General features: G+C 58.6%; 18 protein-coding genes. 11 read left to right on the forward strand and 7 right to left on the reverse strand.

Features of this window, described 5'->3' with window-relative positions:
• The first annotated feature begins 17 nt into the window (after positions 1-17).
• From glnA to ACR3FB_RS10415, 4 genes are all read left to right on the forward strand, one after another.
• On the forward strand, positions 18-1,424 hold the full coding sequence (glnA, locus tag ACR3FB_RS10400; RefSeq protein ID WP_480564025.1) for a type I glutamate--ammonia ligase: 1,407 nt from the start codon (positions 18-20) through the stop codon (positions 1,422-1,424).
• Positions 1,425-1,527: 103 nt separating this feature from the next.
• Entirely contained in the window at positions 1,528-2,172 is a 645-nt protein-coding gene (locus ACR3FB_RS10405) for an MSMEG_1061 family FMN-dependent PPOX-type flavoprotein (RefSeq protein ID WP_480564023.1), read from the forward strand.
• Between the two features lie 63 nt (positions 2,173-2,235).
• Positions 2,236-3,027 carry a lytic murein transglycosylase gene (locus ACR3FB_RS10410; RefSeq protein WP_480564021.1) on the forward strand — a complete coding sequence of 264 codons (792 nt, stop codon included), beginning with the start codon at positions 2,236-2,238 and terminating at the stop codon, positions 3,025-3,027.
• 199 nt (positions 3,028-3,226) lie between these two features.
• Positions 3,227-4,123: a hypothetical protein gene (locus tag ACR3FB_RS10415; RefSeq protein ID WP_480564019.1), complete on the forward strand. Its 897-nt coding sequence runs from the start codon at positions 3,227-3,229 to the stop codon at positions 4,121-4,123.
• A 36-nt stretch (positions 4,124-4,159) separates the two neighbouring features.
• Here the strand turns inward: ACR3FB_RS10415 and ACR3FB_RS10420 are convergent, their stop codons facing one another.
• Entirely contained in the window at positions 4,160-4,903 is a 744-nt protein-coding gene (locus ACR3FB_RS10420; protein ID WP_480564017.1) for a heme-dependent oxidative N-demethylase family protein, read from the reverse strand.
• Between the two features lie 124 nt (positions 4,904-5,027).
• On the opposite strand from ACR3FB_RS10420, the gene dddP reads away from it, so the two are divergent.
• Positions 5,028-6,371: a dimethylsulfonioproprionate lyase DddP gene (gene dddP / locus ACR3FB_RS10425; RefSeq protein WP_480564015.1), complete on the forward strand. Its 1,344-nt coding sequence runs from the start codon at positions 5,028-5,030 to the stop codon at positions 6,369-6,371.
• Positions 6,372-6,375: 4 nt separating this feature from the next.
• On the opposite strand, the gene ACR3FB_RS10430 is transcribed toward dddP, so the two are convergent.
• Positions 6,376-6,567 (reverse strand): hypothetical protein, encoded by a 192-nt coding sequence (locus tag ACR3FB_RS10430; protein WP_170374055.1) that lies wholly within the window; start codon positions 6,565-6,567, stop codon positions 6,376-6,378.
• Between the two features lie 216 nt (positions 6,568-6,783).
• On the opposite strand from ACR3FB_RS10430, the gene ACR3FB_RS10435 reads away from it, so the two are divergent.
• On the forward strand, positions 6,784-7,998 hold the full coding sequence (locus ACR3FB_RS10435; RefSeq protein ID WP_480564013.1) for a bifunctional alpha/beta hydrolase/OsmC family protein: 1,215 nt from the start codon (positions 6,784-6,786) through the stop codon (positions 7,996-7,998).
• A gap of 12 nt (positions 7,999-8,010) precedes the next feature.
• Here ACR3FB_RS10435 and ACR3FB_RS10440 read toward each other — a convergent pair whose 3' ends face one another.
• The 4 genes from ACR3FB_RS10440 to ACR3FB_RS10455 all read right to left on the reverse strand — a co-directional run bounded on the left by ACR3FB_RS10440 (position 8,011) and on the right by ACR3FB_RS10455 (position 10,142).
• Positions 8,011-8,346: a hypothetical protein gene (locus ACR3FB_RS10440; RefSeq protein ID WP_170374057.1), complete on the reverse strand. Its 336-nt coding sequence runs from the start codon at positions 8,344-8,346 to the stop codon at positions 8,011-8,013.
• A 9-nt stretch (positions 8,347-8,355) separates the two neighbouring features.
• Positions 8,356-8,913 carry a hypothetical protein gene (locus ACR3FB_RS10445; RefSeq protein ID WP_480564011.1) on the reverse strand — a complete coding sequence of 186 codons (558 nt, stop codon included), beginning with the start codon at positions 8,911-8,913 and terminating at the stop codon, positions 8,356-8,358.
• 140 nt (positions 8,914-9,053) lie between these two features.
• Positions 9,054-9,641 (reverse strand): biotin transporter BioY, encoded by a 588-nt coding sequence (locus ACR3FB_RS10450; RefSeq protein WP_480564009.1) that lies wholly within the window; start codon positions 9,639-9,641, stop codon positions 9,054-9,056.
• A 72-nt stretch (positions 9,642-9,713) separates the two neighbouring features.
• Positions 9,714-10,142, reverse strand: a complete 429-nt coding sequence (locus ACR3FB_RS10455) for a DUF6314 family protein (RefSeq protein WP_480564007.1) — start codon at positions 10,140-10,142, stop codon at positions 9,714-9,716.
• A gap of 117 nt (positions 10,143-10,259) precedes the next feature.
• On the opposite strand from ACR3FB_RS10455, the gene purB reads away from it, so the two are divergent.
• From purB to ACR3FB_RS10475, 4 genes are all read left to right on the forward strand, one after another.
• Positions 10,260-11,564 carry an adenylosuccinate lyase gene (gene purB, locus ACR3FB_RS10460; protein WP_170458892.1) on the forward strand — a complete coding sequence of 435 codons (1,305 nt, stop codon included), beginning with the start codon at positions 10,260-10,262 and terminating at the stop codon, positions 11,562-11,564.
• A gap of 174 nt (positions 11,565-11,738) precedes the next feature.
• Positions 11,739-12,287, forward strand: coding sequence for a tetratricopeptide repeat protein (locus tag ACR3FB_RS10465; RefSeq protein ID WP_425083033.1), 549 nt, complete (start codon positions 11,739-11,741; stop codon positions 12,285-12,287).
• 77 nt (positions 12,288-12,364) lie between these two features.
• Positions 12,365-13,450, forward strand: coding sequence for a flagellar motor switch protein FliG (locus ACR3FB_RS10470; RefSeq protein WP_480564005.1), 1,086 nt, complete (start codon positions 12,365-12,367; stop codon positions 13,448-13,450).
• Between the two features lie 83 nt (positions 13,451-13,533).
• Positions 13,534-14,457, forward strand: a complete 924-nt coding sequence (locus ACR3FB_RS10475; RefSeq protein WP_480564003.1) for a lysophospholipid acyltransferase family protein — start codon at positions 13,534-13,536, stop codon at positions 14,455-14,457.
• Here the strand turns inward: ACR3FB_RS10475 and ACR3FB_RS10480 are convergent, their stop codons facing one another.
• Complete coding sequence (locus ACR3FB_RS10480) at positions 14,458-15,159, reverse strand: DUF1223 domain-containing protein (RefSeq protein ID WP_480564001.1); 702 nt, start codon at positions 15,157-15,159, stop codon at positions 14,458-14,460.
• Between the two features lie 222 nt (positions 15,160-15,381).
• On the opposite strand from ACR3FB_RS10480, the gene acnA reads away from it, so the two are divergent.
• The gene (acnA, locus tag ACR3FB_RS10485) at positions 15,382-18,072 is read left to right on the forward strand and encodes an aconitate hydratase AcnA (RefSeq protein ID WP_480563999.1); all 2,691 of its coding nucleotides are present in this window, start codon (positions 15,382-15,384) and stop codon (positions 18,070-18,072) included.
• Positions 18,073-18,149: the final 77 nt, after the last annotated feature.

Here is an 18,149-nt window from a genome sequence, read left to right on the forward strand (position 1 = left end):
CCAGAGGAATCAAGAGAATGAGCAAGGACGCAGTTCTTCAGCTGATCAAGGAAGAAGGCGCAGAGTACGTCGACATCCGTTTCACCGACCCGCGCGGCAAGCTTCAGCACGTGACCATCATGGCCGACCAGGTCGATGAAGACTTCCTGGAAGAAGGCTTCATGTTCGACGGTTCGTCCATTGCGGGCTGGAAGTCGATCGAAGCGTCGGACATGAAACTGATGCCCGACACCGAAAGCGCCTATGTCGACCCGTTCTATGCGGAAAAGACCATCTGCTTGCACTGCTCGATTGTTGAGCCCGACACCGGCGAAGCCTATGAGCGTGATCCTCGCGGCACCGCTCAGAAAGCTGAAGCATACCTGAAATCCTCGGGTATCGGTGATGTCGCCTACATGGGCCCCGAAGCCGAATTCTTCCTGTTCGATGACGTCCGTTTCTCAAACAGTATCAATAAGGTATCATACGAAGTTGATGCAACTGATGCGTCGTGGAATACTGACACCGAGTACGAGATGGGCAACATGGGCCATCGTCCGGGCGTCAAGGGCGGCTACTTCCCCGTGAACCCAGTTGACGAAGCACAAGACCTGCGTTCGGAAATGCTGTCGACTATGAAGCGTCTGGGCATGAAAGTGGACAAGCACCACCACGAGGTTGCGTCCTGTCAGCACGAGCTGGGCCTGATCTTTGACAGCCTGACCAAGCAAGCTGACGAGTTGCAGAAGTACAAATACGTCATCCACAACGTTGCACATGCCTACGGCAAATCGGCCACCTTCATGCCGAAGCCTATCGCAGGTGACAACGGCACCGGCATGCACGTGAACATGTCGATCTGGAAAGACGGCAAGCCTCTGTTCGCTGGCGACAAATACGCCGACCTGTCGGACGAAGCACTGAACTTCATTGGCGGCGTTCTGAAACACGCGAAGACCCTGAACGCGTTCACCAACCCGTCGACCAACAGCTACAAGCGTCTGATCCCGGGCTTCGAAGCACCTGTTCTGCGTGCCTACTCGGCCCGTAACCGTTCGGGTTGTGTCCGTATTCCGTGGACCGAGAGCCCGAAAGCCAAGCGCGTTGAGGCCCGCTTCCCGGATCCAGCTGCGAACCCCTACTTGGCGTTTGCCGCACTGCTGATGGCTGGTCTGGACGGCATCAAGAACAAGATCGATCCGGGCGAAGCCATGGACAAGAACCTTTACGATCTGCCTGCCGAAGAACTGGCCGACATCCCGACCGTTTGCGGCTCGCTGCGTGAGGCTCTGGAAGCTCTGGCATCCGATCACGACTTCCTGCTGCAGGGCGACGTGTTCACCAAAGACCAGATCGACGGCTACATTGCACTGAAGATGGAAGAGGTCGAAACCTACGAGCATACACCGCACCCGGTAGAATACGGCATGTACTACAGCTGCTAAGCCGGTTGCAGACCTTCCATTCCAAGGGCGTCCATTCGGGCGCCCTTGTCTGATATGGCGTGATCTTTCAAACTGAAAGTCAAAACAGGTTGGGAGAGAGCGCATGTCATCCGATGACCCGTTCGCGCAATTCACCGAATATGTGACCTCGGCTGAACAGCTGGAAGGCTTCACCGGCGCGCCATTGCCTCAGATCATCGCAAAGGAGCAGTCGGCTCTGGATCAGATGTGCCGGGACTTCATAGACAGGTCCACCTTCTGCCTGATCGCGTCAGCGAACCCGGAAGGGTATCTCGATATCTCCCCGCGTGGCGACCCCGAAGGCTTCGTTCATGTCATCTCGGACAACTTGCTCGCCATCCCCGACCGCCCCGGCAACAAGCGCGTCGATACCTTTCACAACGTTCTGAAAGACCCACGCGTCAGTGTGATCTTTTTCGTCCCCGGCAAGATGGAGACGCTGCGCCTTCGCGGTACGGCGCGCATCTGTGCCGATAAAACGCTCTTGAAGAGCATGGCTATCAAAGGCAAGGCGCCCAAGCTGGCTCTGCTGGTCCATGTCGAAACCGCCTTTGCCCACTGCCCCAAATGCGTCATCCGCTCCAACCTCTGGCAGCCGGAGAACTGGCCTGACTCCTCGGACCTGCCGAATATGAACGCGATGATGGTCAAACACGCCAAGATCGACAAAACGCCCGATGAGTGGTTCGAAGACCTCAAGCAAGCAGGCGAGTTGGACCTGTATTAAACCCTTTGCGAAGCAAGAACTGGCGTTTAGCCTTGATGCAGATTGTATGAGGGAATTGACCTGATGTTGCGCATTCTAACCCTGACGCTCGCCATGTTTGCACCGACGCTTGGTCTCGCGGCCCCCTGTGGGAACACCAGTGCCGGGTTCGAGGCCTGGAAAGCTGATTTTGCCAGGCAGGCCAAGAAATCCGGGGTGAAGAAGAAGGGCTTGCAAGCCCTAGCACAGACGCAATATGCGACCGGAACCATTGCCGCAGATCGAAACCAGAAAAGCTTCAAATACTCGCTGGATAAATTCATGCGCGTGCGCGGTGCCGATACCATCGTAGCGCAGGGACGCAAACGGAAGGCCAGAAACCCGGAATTCTACGCCGCGTTAGAACGCCAATATGGAGTTCCGGCAGGGGTTCTGATCGCCATCCACGGTATGGAAACCGGCTTTGGAGGTTTTATGGGCGACAGTCAGGTTGTGTCAGCAATAACCACTCTGGCCTATGATTGTCGCCGATCCGAGTTCTTCATTCCCCATGCAATTGGGGCACTGAAGCTGGTCGATCAAGGTAGTATTACCATGGCGACAAAAGGGGCAAAACATGGCGAGTTGGGCCATACTCAGTTTCTACCCGGCAACGCGCTGACCTATGGTGTCGATGCCACTGGGGACCGGCGTGTGGATTTCTACAACATGACGGATGCGCTGGCCTCAACCGCCAATTTCCTGCGCAAGAAAGGCTGGAAACCCGGTCGCGGCTACCAGCCAGGGCAGCCAAATTTCAAGGTTATCCAACAGTGGAACGCCGCCTCGGTCTACCAGCAATCTATCGCGATAATGGCTGCCCGAATCGATGGATAGCCCGGCCGCGATCCCGCCGCGCACCCCTCACAGTTCAGCCACAATATCGCCATAGTTGCACGGAAAAAGCCTCAATCGCTTGGTTTCCAAAGCGTAGTCAATCCATCTGAATTTCGATTTTTTTGTAATTTCGTCAAATTCTGCCCCACATCGCGCTTTAGAATGATGCCCAAGACGACTTGCGGCAAAGGAATGCGCAGTGACCAAAAAGCACAGCTATCATGGCGGCTTGCAGTTTGCAGGCGACACCGACGGCGCGGTCGAGCGTTTCGGAACAATTGTCGCTGCGACCTTAGAGGACTACGGCCACCTCGTTGAGCGCAAGGCCCTGCTGAGCAACACTGAGGCCAGCATCGTCTGCAGCCAGTATCTCGTGCGGTTGACGCTCGAGACCGAGGACCTGCAGCCCAACGACCGGCATGAGCGTCTGGACCGTGCCGCCGGCCTGAAAACCTTGGTCAGGCCGTCTGCGTCGCGTCCTCGCAACCGTTTGGTTATCAACATCTCCCCAGTGTCCCCCTTGCTGGATGATTCCGAAATCTCGGAGTTGATGCTGGTGGTTATCCTGTATCGCATGGTCGACATCTGCTCATCCCAGCGGGTGGAGTGGCTGTCGCCTCATACGGTTCTGACAGTCGAGCAGTTCATGAGCGCCTTTGACACGCTCGCACCGACCAAACCCAGAAATCGCAAACAGATCTTTCAGTCGGTCAGCGGACAGTTTGCAGGGTTGAACTATCCGGAACCCGAAGAGCCTGAAACTGCCAAACCTGCCCCCCGCCCCATCCAACTGACCGATGAGCAATTGCTGAGCATCGCCTTTCGAACCGAAGATGACCCAGTGGCGCAAGCGACACCTGATCCGCAAGAGGACACATCCGATCGTCCAAGCGACGCCCTGCGGCTGAGTAGCTGGTGCCTGACTGGTGTCGTCGCCAGCATGTCGGCTCCGATTGCTGTGTCGATGGCCGCAGTCAACCTGATCCGGGGCGAGGATTTCCGCCTGAACACTCAGGTTCTGGTCTTTACCTTTGCCATCGTTGCGCTGAACGCCAGCAATGCATTTGCCGATGTCGCCACCGCGCTCGGCATGTAACTTTATTACCGAAGACCCTCCTTGGAGGCCCCGCCATCAGGCGGGGTTTTCCATTTCTGGCATCTGGTTTGCTGCCAAAACATAGGTATGGATCGAAAACACCACTGCCCGTGTTTCCGGCAGGCGCAGAAGGGTCTGACGTTCGCTACGCAAATATGGGGCGCGACCATGATCGCGGATTTCACGCCGTTCGCTGGCACTACGGGGCTGGTGCAGCTCGGGGTCGTCGTACCATAGGGCATTGAACCGCCAGAGCGGTCGCCCCGGTTGTATCCCGTCAAATAGGCGCTGCACGCGACGGGCGATATTGTCATCATAGCTGTCCACGGGCACATGAATTCCCACCAACGGCCGCATGAACTTTTCACGCAAGAGCCAACTGGCCGGAAAGCACAAGATCGCACCGGTCAGAACATGCTCATCCCCGTGCTTCTGAAGGATGCAGAAATCCTCTTGCACCAGATTGCACAGCGTATCCAACGGGTTTGCAAAATCAATCGGCACGCGAACGCCATCCAAACGCAAAGCGCAGTCAGTCGCCTCTGGGTAGGTTTGACGCAGCACAAGCTGTAACAACTCCTGTGCGGCTGGCTCCGCCTCGGTGGACAGGGCCAGAACATCGTCCCGCTGGTTTTTCAACAAGGTAGCGCGGTGCGCCATCTGCGCGGCGAAGGCATCGTCCTGATGCAACCATTCCGACATATCGGTGGGCTGAATGCCTGGCAAGGCACGGGTTTGGCTCGGATCGTATGGGATACTGGACTGTAAAATGGCAACCATGCCATCCACTTATCATCAGCCTGACCGACTGTCGGTAAAAAAGCGACCAAGAATCCGTCGTATTCTTCTGGGACACCCCAGACCGAAGTTTGATACCTCTCGGGTGAACCAGCAGAGGCCAGTCATGAACCAGCATTACCGTGACACGCGTAAAATTGACCCGACCCGAGGCGCAACGCTCGGCGACGGCACGCCGAATGACAATGACCGAATCGAAATCGGGCCCACCCAGCTTGCCTTTGAAGAATGGGCCGAGGCCGGGCTGACCCTGCCCAACCTCGAGCGTATGCGCGAGCATCGCTGGAAGCGTCTGACCCAAGCCATCGTGGATCGTGGTTATGGCGGGCTGCTGATTTTTGACCCGCTCAATATCCGCTATGCAACCGACAGCACGAACATGCAGCTGTGGAACACCCACAACCCATTCCGCGCCGTTCTGCTGTGCGCTGACGGGTATATGGTGATCTGGGACTACAAGAACTCGCCCTTCCTATCCGAATTCAACCCGCTGGTGCGCGAGCAGCGCTCGGGCGCGGACCTGTTCTATTTCGACCGAGGCGACAAGGTGGATGTCGCGGCGGATGTGTTCTCGAACGAGGTGCGGGTCCTGATCGAGGAACATAGCGGCGGCAACAAGCGTCTGGCCGTCGACAAGATCATGTTGCACGGGCTGCGCGCGCTTGAGGTGCAGGGTTTCGAGGTGATGGAAGGCGAAGAGCTGACCGAGAAAACCCGCGCCATCAAAGGCCCGGATGAGATTCTGGCCATGCGCTGCGCCAGCCACGCCTGCGAAACCGCCGTGGCCGAGATGGAGAAATTCGCCCGCGCCAATGTTGGGGATGGCAAGACTTCGGAAGATGACATCTGGGCAGTTTTGCACGCCGAGAACATCCGCCGCGGTGGCGAATGGATTGAAACTCGCCTGCTGGCCTCGGGCCAGCGCACCAACCCGTGGTTCCAAGAGTGCGGCCCACGCATCACGCAACAGAACGAGATCATCGCCTTTGATACCGATCTGGTCGGTTCATACGGGATCTGCATCGATATCTCACGCACATGGTGGATCGGTGACCAGAAGCCGCGCCCGGACATGGTCTATGCCATGCAGCACGCGCATGAGCATATCATGACCAACATGGAAATGCTCAAACCCGGCGTCATGATCCCTGAGCTTACCGCAAATGCGCACAAACTCGACGACAAGTTCCAGGCCCAGAAATACGGCTGCCTGATGCATGGCGTCGGTCTGTGCGATGAATGGCCTCTGGTCGCTTACTCGGACAAAGCGGTCGCGGGCGCCTATGACTACCCGCTCGAACCCGGCATGGTCCTGTGCGTCGAGGCCGCTGTTGGTGAGGTCGGTGGGGACTTCTCGATCAAGCTGGAGGATCAGGTTCTGATCACCGAAGACGGCTATGAGAACCTGACCAAATACCCGTTTGATGCCCGCTTGATGGGGCTGGAATAAGCACTCAGTCCGGCCAGGTTGAGCGCCGGACATTCCCGTGCCAATCCTCGGATGGAAGGGCGGCTTCGACACTGGTCGGGGTCGCCCTTTCCCAATTCTGACCCAGTGAAAAGCCCAATACCCCGCTGAGCGCGATAAGGATCAGCAGATCAGCGCGAAGGTTATGCTGGCGAGGGGCGCATGCCGTATGTGTCATCTCGGTCTCCTTGTCTTGCTTGGTGTGACAGCTGCAAGATGGGGCGAAGAGATCAATTATGAAAACGAATATTTGATGTGTGTATCATCACATTTCGTGAATACCGAAATATTCACTGGTTTTTGCTCACCTTCCCGTGACGCTTCCTACAATGGGGTTGAGACATCCGGCACAACTGCACACTATTGATCCCATACCGAAATCCAAGGAACTGCCATGCCCACCGAACGCATCACTTTTGCCGGTCACGACGGTGGCCGTCTTGCCGCGCGACTCGACATGCCGGAAGGACCCGTCCTGGCGACCGCTCTGTTTGCGCATTGCTTCACCTGCTCAAAGGACATTCCTGCCGCGCGTCGGATTTCGGCCCGTTTGGCGGCAATGGGCATTGCCGTTTTGCGTTTTGATTTCACGGGACTGGGCCATTCCGAGGGCGAGTTCGCAAACACAACCTTCACCTCCAATGTCGAAGACCTGATCGCGGCGGCGCACTACCTTGCGGGCCGAGACATGGCCCCTACATTGCTGATCGGGCATTCGCTGGGTGGCGCTGCGGTTCTGCGCGCGCGGGCGGGCATTCCTTCGGTCAAGGCGGTGGTAACGCTTGGGGCACCAGCCGATCCGGGACACGTCTCGCACCATTTCGAACAGGCTCTGCCCGAGATCGAACAAGAAGGCAGCGCCGAGGTGTCTCTGGGCGGTCGCCCCTTCCGCATCGGCAAGGCCTTTGTCGATGATATTTCGGAGGCTGCGCTGACCCCCTCGGTTGCCGACCTCAAGGCCGCACTTTTGATCTTGCACGCGCCGCGGGATGAAACGGTGAGCATCGACAACGCCAGCACGCTCTTTTTGGCCGCCAAACACCCCAAGAGCTTCGTGACACTCGACGATGCCGATCACCTGATCACGCGGGCCAAAGACGCCGAATATGCCGCTGACGTCATTTCAGCATGGGTTTCGCGCTATATCGAACTCCGCCCACCTGCCCCGCCACCGGGCGCGCCCGAAGGTGTTGTCCGAGTGACCGAGGCCGATCCCAATGGCTTCCTGCAGGATATCCAAGCCGGACCGCGCCATCACGTCGTGGCGGATGAGCCCGCCTCATACGGCGGCACTGATCGGGGTATGTCGCCGTACGGCTTTGTCTCGTCTGGGCTTGGGGCGTGTACGTCGATGACGATCCGCATGTATGCGCGGCGCAAGAAGTGGCCGCTGACCAGCGTGTCGGTCGATGTGTGTCACAATAAGGTCCACGCGCAGGATGCTGGGCTTAACGGGGACGCCAAGGTCGATCTGTTCCGCCGCAAGATTCGGCTTGAGGGGCCTCTGGATCAGGCCCAGCGCGACCGTCTTCTGGAAATCGCCGACAAATGCCCAGTGCATCGCACGTTGGAGGGTTCGGCACATATCACGACCGAACTCCTCCCCTGAGCCTGACGATTCTCAGCCCCGACGAGGCGCAGGCCGATGGATCGGAGGCCGTGCTGCTGGCGGCCGCGCAACCGGAGGCCGTGGGCGCGCCGGAGGCTTCGCGATCGGCGGCGTCGGACGTGCCGGAGGTCTGTTGACCGGCGGTCGGTCCGGCCTGTCCGGACGGTCGATATCGATATCCACATCCACGTCGTGATAGTAATCGTTCCACAGCATCGAGTCGTAGAAGGGATCATAACCATATCCGACGCCTACCCCCACGCTGACGCCATCACAGGCCGCCAGAGTCAGGCTTGAAATCCCTAGACCCAACACTAGAACGGATCGCTTCATCAGTTTACGTGTCATCTGAGCCCCCTATTGCAAAGACCGGAACGACGCGAACACGGCGTTCAGATCATCCACATAGGCAGGATCGGCCCCGTTCCGCAGGATCGTCACGGCAATCGCAACGCGCCCACGGGGCAGATCAATAATGGTGGCAGTGAAACTCACCCCTCCGTCTCGCGTGCCGGTGCCCCGGATCACCTTGGCAGGCAGTCCTGCAATCCGAATGTCGCTGGTGCTGGTAACCGTGGGATCATTCACCAGAAACTTGTCGATATCATCCAGATACCGCAACCCGTCCTGAATGCTGGTAACTCCGGCCGGCGAGACAAAGCCCATCCAGACCGTGTCATCCGTGACCGGCTTGAACCCTATCACACGCGCCACAGCGCGGGGGTCGCCCAGCTCGGTGTCTTCAATGTCGCGTGGCCCGCCTGTGCGCAGCACCCAGAAATCCGGCACCGCAAAGCTGAAGAGCGCACGCCCGGCGTCGGTATACGTCACCGGAGTTTCTGCGGCAGCTGGCACAGCCGCCCCGACCCAAAGGGCCACGCAGGCCGCCAGAGCCGTCTTTAAACGAATACGCATATCTCAATTGCCTAGTTATTTCACTGACCGCAGATTGGCCCGTCGCGGCTAGTCTTGTCCAGCACCGCCTTGCCTGGAAACGAAAAAACCCGCGCCTCGGATCTCGGGGCGCGGGTTTGAATTTCGGAAGGTTCAGGCGCTTAGCTGCGTGCGTCGCCGACCAGTTTCCAAACGGCGGGGATCAGCAGGGCTGCAAGACCCAGCTTGATTGCGTCGCCCAGCAGGAACGGTGTCAGACCCCATTCCAGGATCGGCTTGTCCCAACCGTAGAGCTGACCCAGCCAAAGCAGGCCCGGTACGTAGATCAGCACGTTGGCCAGCAACAGCGCCAGTGCCAGTTTGGTAACCGAGCGGTCCCAGCCGCGCGCGGCCAGAGCGCCCAGCAGAACGGTCGCCATCAGGTAGCCAACCAGATAGCCGCCGGTGCCGCCCATCATGTAGGTCAGACCGAATTTCTCGGCCGAGGAACCTGCGAACACATCAAAGCCCAGTGCGCCGACCAACAGGTAGCCCAGCATGGTGACCAGACCCAGACGTGCGCCATAGGCGGTGCCGATGGTCAGGACGGCAAAGGTGCCCATGGTGATCGGAACGGGCCACATCGGCACTTTGATTTTCGCTGCAACCGCCAAGGCTACGATGCCCAGAGCGACCAGTACAACCTGCTTTACAAGCAGCGCCGTACCTTCACGCGGGCCAAACGCATTGGCCAGAACGTTTACATTCATCTTAACTTCTCCCAATTCGGACCAAGATTTCTGCACCAGCAATGCCTTGTCAGCGCTCAAACTGCAACATGATTACGCTACCGCAGCATAGTCTGTGGTCATTTCGTAGGATTTTCGCGGCCCATTCACCGTCCATTGCACCGACCAACGGGGCCAGTCGTGGAAATCGTAGACCGCATCGTAACTGTCAGGCGCACAATCATGGTGGTCCGAGGCGTTTTGCTCGCCCAGCGTCAAGGCATGGAAAAACCGCCCGTCGTCGAAATGGATCAACACGCGACGTCCACCATCGCACCATAAATACTTGCGGGTTCCTTTAATCGGAGGCTGTCCGGGGATGTTGAGCGTCACCTCTTCAGTGTAGATCAGCCCGTCCTCGGATCGCTGCAGCAGGGCCTCTCCTTCTGCTTGCACGACCTGCCCGGCCCGCGCATCGCGGATTGTGCGCGTCAGGCGCCAGCGCCCTTCGAAATCGGACAATGTTGTCGGTAAGGTCGTCATTTCCACTATCCCGGCCAGATCGCCGCAATCGGGCACTCATGCCTTGTTCCCATACGCCTGCGGCGTTAAACCCCGCCGCATCGCTCTCTGCCAAATCACAATAAGGTCCTGCTGCCAATGATTCCTCGTTATTCCCGCCCCGAGATGGTTGCCATCTGGTCACCCGAAACCAAGTTCCGCATCTGGTACGAGATCGAGGCGCATGCCTGCGAAGCGATGGCCGATCTGGGCGTGATCCCGCGTGAGAACGCCGACGCGGTGTGGAAAGCCAAGGACGTGGAATTCGACGTGGCCCGCATTGACGAGATTGAGGCCGTCACCAAGCACGACGTTATCGCGTTCCTGACTCACCTGGCCGAGCATGTAGGCAGCGAAGAGGCCCGCTTTGTACATCAGGGCATGACTAGCTCAGACGTTCTGGACACCTGCTTCAATGTACAGCTTACCCGCGCCGCCGATATTCTGATCGCAGACCTCGAAGGCCTGCTGGCAGCCCTGAAACGCCGCGCCATCGAACACAAAGACACGGTTCGCATCGGCCGCAGCCACGGCATCCACGCCGAGCCGACAACGATGGGCCTGACCTTTGCCCGCTTCTACGCCGAGATGGATCGCAATTTGTCTCGTATGCGCGACGCACGCGCCGAAATCGCCACCGGCGCGATCAGCGGCGCGGTTGGGACCTTTGCCAACATCGACCCGCGCGTCGAAGAGCATGTCTGCGACCAGTTGGGTCTAGTGCCCGAGCCGATCAGCACTCAAGTCATCCCGCGCGATCGCCACGCGGCCTTCTTTGCCACGCTGGGCGTCATTGCCAGCAGCATCGAGAACATCGCCATCGAAATCCGCCACATGCAGCGGACCGAGGTTCTTGAGGCCGAAGAGTTCTTCTCGAAAGGCCAAAAGGGCTCCTCGGCGATGCCGCACAAGCGCAACCCGGTCCTGACTGAGAACCTGACCGGTCTGGCCCGTCTTGTCCGCATGGCCGTCGTGCCCGCGATGGAGAACGTGGCCTTGTGGCATGAGCGTGACATCTCGCACTCGTCGGTCGAGCGGAACATCGGCCCCGACACCACCGTCACTCTGGACTTCGCGCTGTCGCGCCTGACCAGCGTGGTCGACAAGCTGGTCGTTTACCCGGAAAACATGCTGGCCAACATGAACAAGTTCCGTGGTTTGGTCATGAGCCAGCGCGTGCTGCTGGCCCTGACCCAAGCCGGTGTCAGCCGCGAAGATGCCTACCGTTTGGTGCAGCGCAACGCGATGAAGGTTTGGGAAGAAGGCAAGGACTTCAAAACCGAGCTTCTGGGCGATGCCGAGGTGACCGCTGCCCTCAGCGTGGAAGAGATCGAGGAGAAGTTCGATCTGGGCTACCACACCAAGCATGTCGACACGATTTTCGAGCGTGTCTTCGGCGAATAAACCATCCCAGAAAAGCGCTCGGCCCCTCATCGACCGGGCGCTTTTCGCATCATCACGCACTTCGTGAACAAAAATTCTGTCTGCTTTGTGAATAAATCGAAAAGCTCCGGTGTTAGCTTTTTTGAAGATCACACTATGATTTCAATGAGCAGACCTGACCACGGAGTTAAAACTATGCGCATTCTTCTTGCATCCGCGATTGCACTGACCTCTTTCGCCTTTTCCCCCATAGCAGCCCACGCAGCCGGTGGCGGCGGTGCCAATCCGCCCAAGCCCACTAACACGACCAAGAAATGCCTGTTCGGCCGAGTCTGGAGCGAAGACCGCGGGCGCTGCGTCAAACCGAGCGCGACGAATTTCACCGATGAGGACCTCTATGAAGCCGTTCGTGAGCTGGCCTATGATGGTCAGTTGGAAAACGCCCAGAACATCCTGCGCGTCATGAGCGATCAAAATGATGACCGCGTGTTGACCTACTGGGGCTTCACGCACCGCAAGATGGGCAACATTGAGCTTGCGAATGCCTATTACAAGCAGGCTATCGCCACAAACCCCGATAACCTTCTGGCGCGCAGCTATATGGCTCAGGGCTTTGTTTCCGAAGGGAAAACTGATCTGGCCATCGCCCAATGGCGCGAGATCAAGGCGCGTGGAGGCGAAGGCACCTGGGCCGAGGCGTCTCTGCGCGAAGCCATCAAGACCGGGCTGACCTATAACTACTGAGGTTCAACCTTTCTTTACCTGATTCCCGCTAACCTGCCTGTGGAACAGAACTTTGGCACCGCAGGCAGATGCAGGACATGAATACTTTGGTTCAGGTGGCCTCGGGGGCGCAGCCCTCGGGCGCAGGTCAGGCGGACGACGCGCCCCGCGTCGTCCCACGCACACTCAGCAATCGTCAAAAGGCCGCTATCGTGGTGCGTCTGTTGCTGAATGAAGGGGCGGATATCCCGCTAGAGGAACTGCCCGACGCATTGCAGGAAACACTCACGCATCAACTGGGTCAGATGGGTCTTGTGAACCGTGTGACGCTGGATGCCGTGGCGCAGGAATTTGGCGACGCGCTGGATAGCGTGGGCCTGTCCTTCCCTCATGGCCTCGCTGGGGCGCTGGATGCGGTGAACGGCAAGATTGCCCCGGCCACGGCAGCGCGATTGCGAAAAATCGCAGGCGTGCGTCAGATCGGCGATCCATGGCAGCGACTGAGAGAGATTTCGGCCGAAGATCTGGCCCAGAAGGCGCAGGCAGAAAGCACCGAGGTGGCCGCCGTGATGCTGTCCAAGCTCGACACGGCCAAAGCCGCGCAATTGCTGGGGCACCTGCCCGGCCCCATTGCGCGACGCATCACCTATGCGATCTCCAAAACGGCCAATGTGACCCCCGAAGCGGTGGAACGGATCGGCTGGTCGCTGGCTGCTCAACTGGATCAACGCCCGTCGCAGGCGTTTTCCGATGGCCCCGGTGCGCGCGTGGGGGCGATCCTGAATCAATCGGCAGCCTCAACCCGCGACGGGTTGCTGACGGCCCTGAACGAAGAGGACGCCGAATTCGCAGACATTGTGCGTCAATCCATTTTCACCTTCGCGCACATCCCGGCCCGTATCGCCACACGCGATGTGCCCGCTATTCTGCGCGGGGTTGAACAAGCCAGCCTTGTCACTGCACTGGCTGGGGCCGCCGCTGACGATGACAAAGCCTCGGTTGAGTTCATCCTATCCAACATCTCCGCCCGTATGGCCGACAATCTGCGCGAAGAAATGGCTGAACGCGGGCGCGTCAAACAGTCCGAGGCCGAAGAGGCCATGACCGAAATCGTAGGCGCAATTCGCACCTTGGTAGACGATGGCACGCTGACATTGGTCGAGCCGGAAGAAGACGAAGACTGACCTCAACCGGCTGAGTGCTTGAGCTTGCCGGGCCGGGCCTGTATGTCTGGCCCAGCAAACGCAACACGCCGTGAGACACCTCCATGCCTGTCGAAAAGTCAGAGCTCAGCCGGTTTGAGCTTGGGAAATACTATGTCGCCAGTCTGTTCCTGAAAGGCGTGATCGGTGGCATGCGGTTGCTGCCCTATGGAACCCGCATCGGGGCAATGGGGACCTTGGTGCGCGGATTGGCCCCGTTGGTTGGGTTTCGCAAACGGGTCCGAGACAACCTGAAACTCACCTGCCCCGAGCTGTCAGAGCGTGACATTAACCGTATTTCGGCTGAGGTCTCGGACAACGCAGGTCGGGCCATGATGGAGCACTTCTCGCCCGAAGGGTTCACAGCGCGCCAACGCAACGCAAAGCTGTCCGGCCCCGGTGTCGCTGCTTTTGATGCCGCTGCCGCCGAGGGGCGACCGGTCATGATCATCGCCGCGCATTTCGGCCACTACCTCGCAACGCGGATCGCGCTGCAAGCCCGCAGCGGGCGCCCTCTGGGCTGCCTCTATCGTCGTATGGCCAACCCCTATTTCAATGAGGCCTATGTCGAAGCCTTCTACAAAACCGGCTCGCCCATGTTCGAACAGGGTCGGCGCGGAATGGTTGAGATGGTGCGCTCCCTCAAAGGGGGTGAGATGATCGCCATCGTCTCTGACTTGCATGTTCACGGCGGCGAGGAGTTGATGTTCTTTGGTAAGCCCGCCGTCACATCCGTTCTGAACGCCGAACTTGCGATGAAATTCAACGCGGTCATGATCCCCTGCTACGCGGTGCGCCAAGCCAATGGTCTGGATTTCGAAATCGTGATGCACGACCCGGTGCCGCATTCCGACCCCAAGACCATGACGCAATATATCAACGATGATCTGGAGCAGATGGTGCGCCAGCATATGGGTCAATGGTTCTGGATTCACCGCCGCTGGAAGGCGTGGAACGGGCTGGGTGTTCAGCCCGAAGATATGCCCTGATCACTTCGCATGCGCGGCCGCGATGATTGGACCGTGACCTGCCCGCTGCACCAGAACAACCGCTGGCAGGTCAGAATCCAACTGCGCTGAAAACGCCTGCTCGTTAGCCCCATCCCAGCGCCCGGCCATCTGCCAGCTTTCCACCACATTGGCATAGTCGAGCTCATGGCCCGCGAGCTCTCCACGCCGGATCGAGGCGTGACGCAGCGGCGTGTACTGGACGATCCGCACGTCATAGGTCTCTCCACCAGGCAAATCGATCGGCGTCACGCGCACCGTCACCTCTTGCCCCGAACGCTCAGCCTGCACTTCAGCAGTGGGCGCGGCGATCAGATGCGCCTTGATCAGCCGATCCAACTCCTGCACTTGCGCGCCAACCACGTCATGCCGCCCATTGATCACCATATGCGGCGTGTAGATCATCGACCGGCCACCATTGCGGGCATAGGCCCGCTGCCGCGTCGTATGATCAGGAATGGCGTATTCGTCCTTCCAGCCGATGTAATCCCAATAGTCCACATGCAGCGCCAGCCCGATCACGTCGTCGCGCTTGATCAGCTCGTGCAAAAGCCGATCCGCCGGGGGGCAGGATGAACACCCTTGCGAGGTAAACAACTCGATCACAACCGGATCCTCTTGCGCCGATACTGAAAAGGCGGCACAGGCGGATAGAATGGCGGCTGCTAGGGCGGATTTGAACATGAGTCCCCTCGGCTTGAAAATCATGCAAAACGGATAAACGTTTTGCTCTTCAAGCTCCAATCAAGGTTTCTTGAGACGAGGCAGTCCCTTGCTCTTGATTTTGCATACCACAGTATACACTTTCATCTTGTCAGTAACTGACGCTTGAACCCCGGACAAACGTGATCAAGATAAACCGCAACGAATCCCATTTTCCAAGTTATTTGAGAGGGAGGCCACAGGATGCCTATCAAAACCGGACAGGATACCGCCAAAACACGCCGCAGCCTGAGCGTGAATGGCAAAACCATTTCCTACTATTCCATCCCCGCCGCTCAAAAGGCCGGCCTGGGTGATTTCTCCAAGCTGCCCGCCGCGCTTAAAGTGGTGCTGGAAAACATGCTGCGCTTCGAGGATGACGGGTTCTCCGTCTCGGTCGACGACATCAAAGCATTTGCGGAATGGGGTGAGAACGGAGGCAAAAACCCGCGCGAGATCGCCTATCGCCCTGCCCGCGTGCTGATGCAGGATTTCACCGGTGTGCCTGCCGTGGTCGATCTGGCGGCCATGCGCGATGGGATCAAAGCTTTGGGCGGAGATGCGCAAAAAATCAATCCGCTAAACCCGGTGGATCTGGTCATCGACCACTCGGTCATGATTGACGAGTTCGGCAACCCGCGTGCGTTCCAGGTGAATGTGGACCGCGAATACGAGCGCAATATGGAGCGCTACCAGTTCCTGAAATGGGGTCAGAACGCGTTCAACAATTTCCGCGTCGTACCGCCTGGCACCGGCATCTGCCATCAGGTGAACCTAGAATATTTGGCCCAAACCGTTTGGACGGATACTGATCAGAACGGCGAAGAGGTCGCCTATCCCGACACCCTTGTCGGTACAGACAGCCACACCACCATGGTCAACGGCATGGCCGTTCTGGGATGGGGCGTCGGCGGGATTGAGGCAGAGGCAGCTATGCTCGGCCAGCCGATCTCGATGTTGATCCCCGAGGTTGTAGGCTTTGAACTGACCGGAGCGATGGTCGAGGGCACTACCGGCACTGATCTGGTGCTTAAAGTCGTCGAGATGCTGCGTGAAAAGGGCGTGGTTGGTAAATTCGTCGAATTCTACGGCGAAGGTTTGGATCGTCTTCCTTTGGCCGACCGTGCCACGATCGCCAACATGGCCCCCGAATATGGCGCAACCTGCGGCTTCTTCCCGATCGACGGCGAAACCCTGCGCTACATGCGCAATACCGGGCGCGACGAAGACCGTCTTGCGCTGGTCGAAGCCTACGCAAAGGAAAACGGGCTGTGGCGTGATGAAAACTACGCGCCGATCTATACCGACACCCTGTTACTGGATATGGGCACCATCGTTCCTGCCATCTCGGGGCCGAAACGTCCGCAGGACTATGTGGCGCTGACGGAAGCGAAGGCCGCGTTCCTGAACGAGATGGAGAAAACCTTCAAACGCCCGATGGGCAAGCAGGTCGAAGTCAAAGGCGAGAACTACGGTATGGAATCGGGCAAGGTCGTGATCGCCTCGATCACCTCCTGCACCAACACCTCGAACCCCTATGTGATGATCGGAGCGGGTCTGGTTGCCCGCAAAGCCGCCGCGCTGGGTCTGGACCGCAAGCCATGGGTCAAGACCTCGCTCGCACCGGGATCGCAGGTGGTTTCCGCCTATCTTGAGGCCGCGGGTCTGCAAGACGATCTGGACAAGATCGGGTTCAACCTTGTGGGCTATGGCTGCACCACCTGTATCGGCAACTCGGGTCCGATCCAGCGAGAAATCAGCGAGGCGATTTCCGAAGGCGATCTGGTCGCCACCTCGGTTCTGTCCGGTAACCGCAACTTCGAAGGTCGGATATCGCCGGATGTGCGCGCCAACTATCTGGCCTCGCCACCGCTGGTGGTCGTTTATGCCTTGGCGGGCACCATGGATATCGACCTGACCTCTGAACCCATTGGTCAGGACCGGGACGACAATGACGTCTTTATGAAGGACATCTGGCCCAGCCAGAGCGAAATCGCGGAGTTGGTCGAAGCAACCGTAACCCGCGAGGCGTTCCAGTCGAAATATGCCGACGTTTTCAAAGGGGATGAGAAATGGCGTGAGGTCGAGGTTCCGCAGCAGGAAACCTATGACTGGCCGCCGACCTCGACCTATATCCAGAACCCGCCCTATTTTCAGGGCATGGGGGCCGAGCCGGGCACGATCTCTAATATCGAAGGGGCCAAGGTACTGGCGATCCTGGGCGATATGGTCACGACCGACCATATCTCACCCGCCGGATCGTTTGCCACGACCTCGCCCGCCGGTCAGTACCTGATGGAACGTCAGGTGCAGCCGCGTGAGTTCAACTCCTACGGCTCGCGCCGGGGCAACCATGAGGTCATGATGCGCGGCACCTTCGCCAATATCCGCATCAAGAACGAGATGCTGGACGGGGTCGAAGGCGGTTACACCAAGGGGCCGGATGGCGCGCAGACCTCGATCTACGACGCGTCGATGGCGTATCAGGCGAATGGCACCCCTCTGGTCGTTTTCGGAGGCGAGCAATATGGCGCGGGCTCTTCCCGTGACTGGGCCGCGAAGGGGACTGCTCTGCTGGGCATCAAAGCCGTGATTGCAGAGAGTTTTGAGCGCATCCACCGCTCGAACCTCGTGGGCATGGGCGTGATTCCGTTTGAGTTCTCCGGCGGAGACACGCGCAAAACGCTTGGTTTGAAAGGGGATGAGACGGTCTCGATCCACGGTCTGGACACGATTGAGCCGCTGCAGGAGGTGCCCTGCACCATCACCTATGGCGACGGGACCGAGAAGACCATCACCCTGAAATGCCGCATAGATACAGCCCCTGAGATCGAATACATCGAGAACGGCGGTGTTCTGCACTATGTGCTGCGCAATCTCGCGAAGGCGGGTTGACGCGGTGCTTATCAAGGGACTGAAAGGGACGCCGATTGGCGTCCTTTTTTATGCGAGGCTCTGCCTCGCGCTCCGAG

The organism is Ruegeria sp. AO1, from assembly GCF_056535985.1.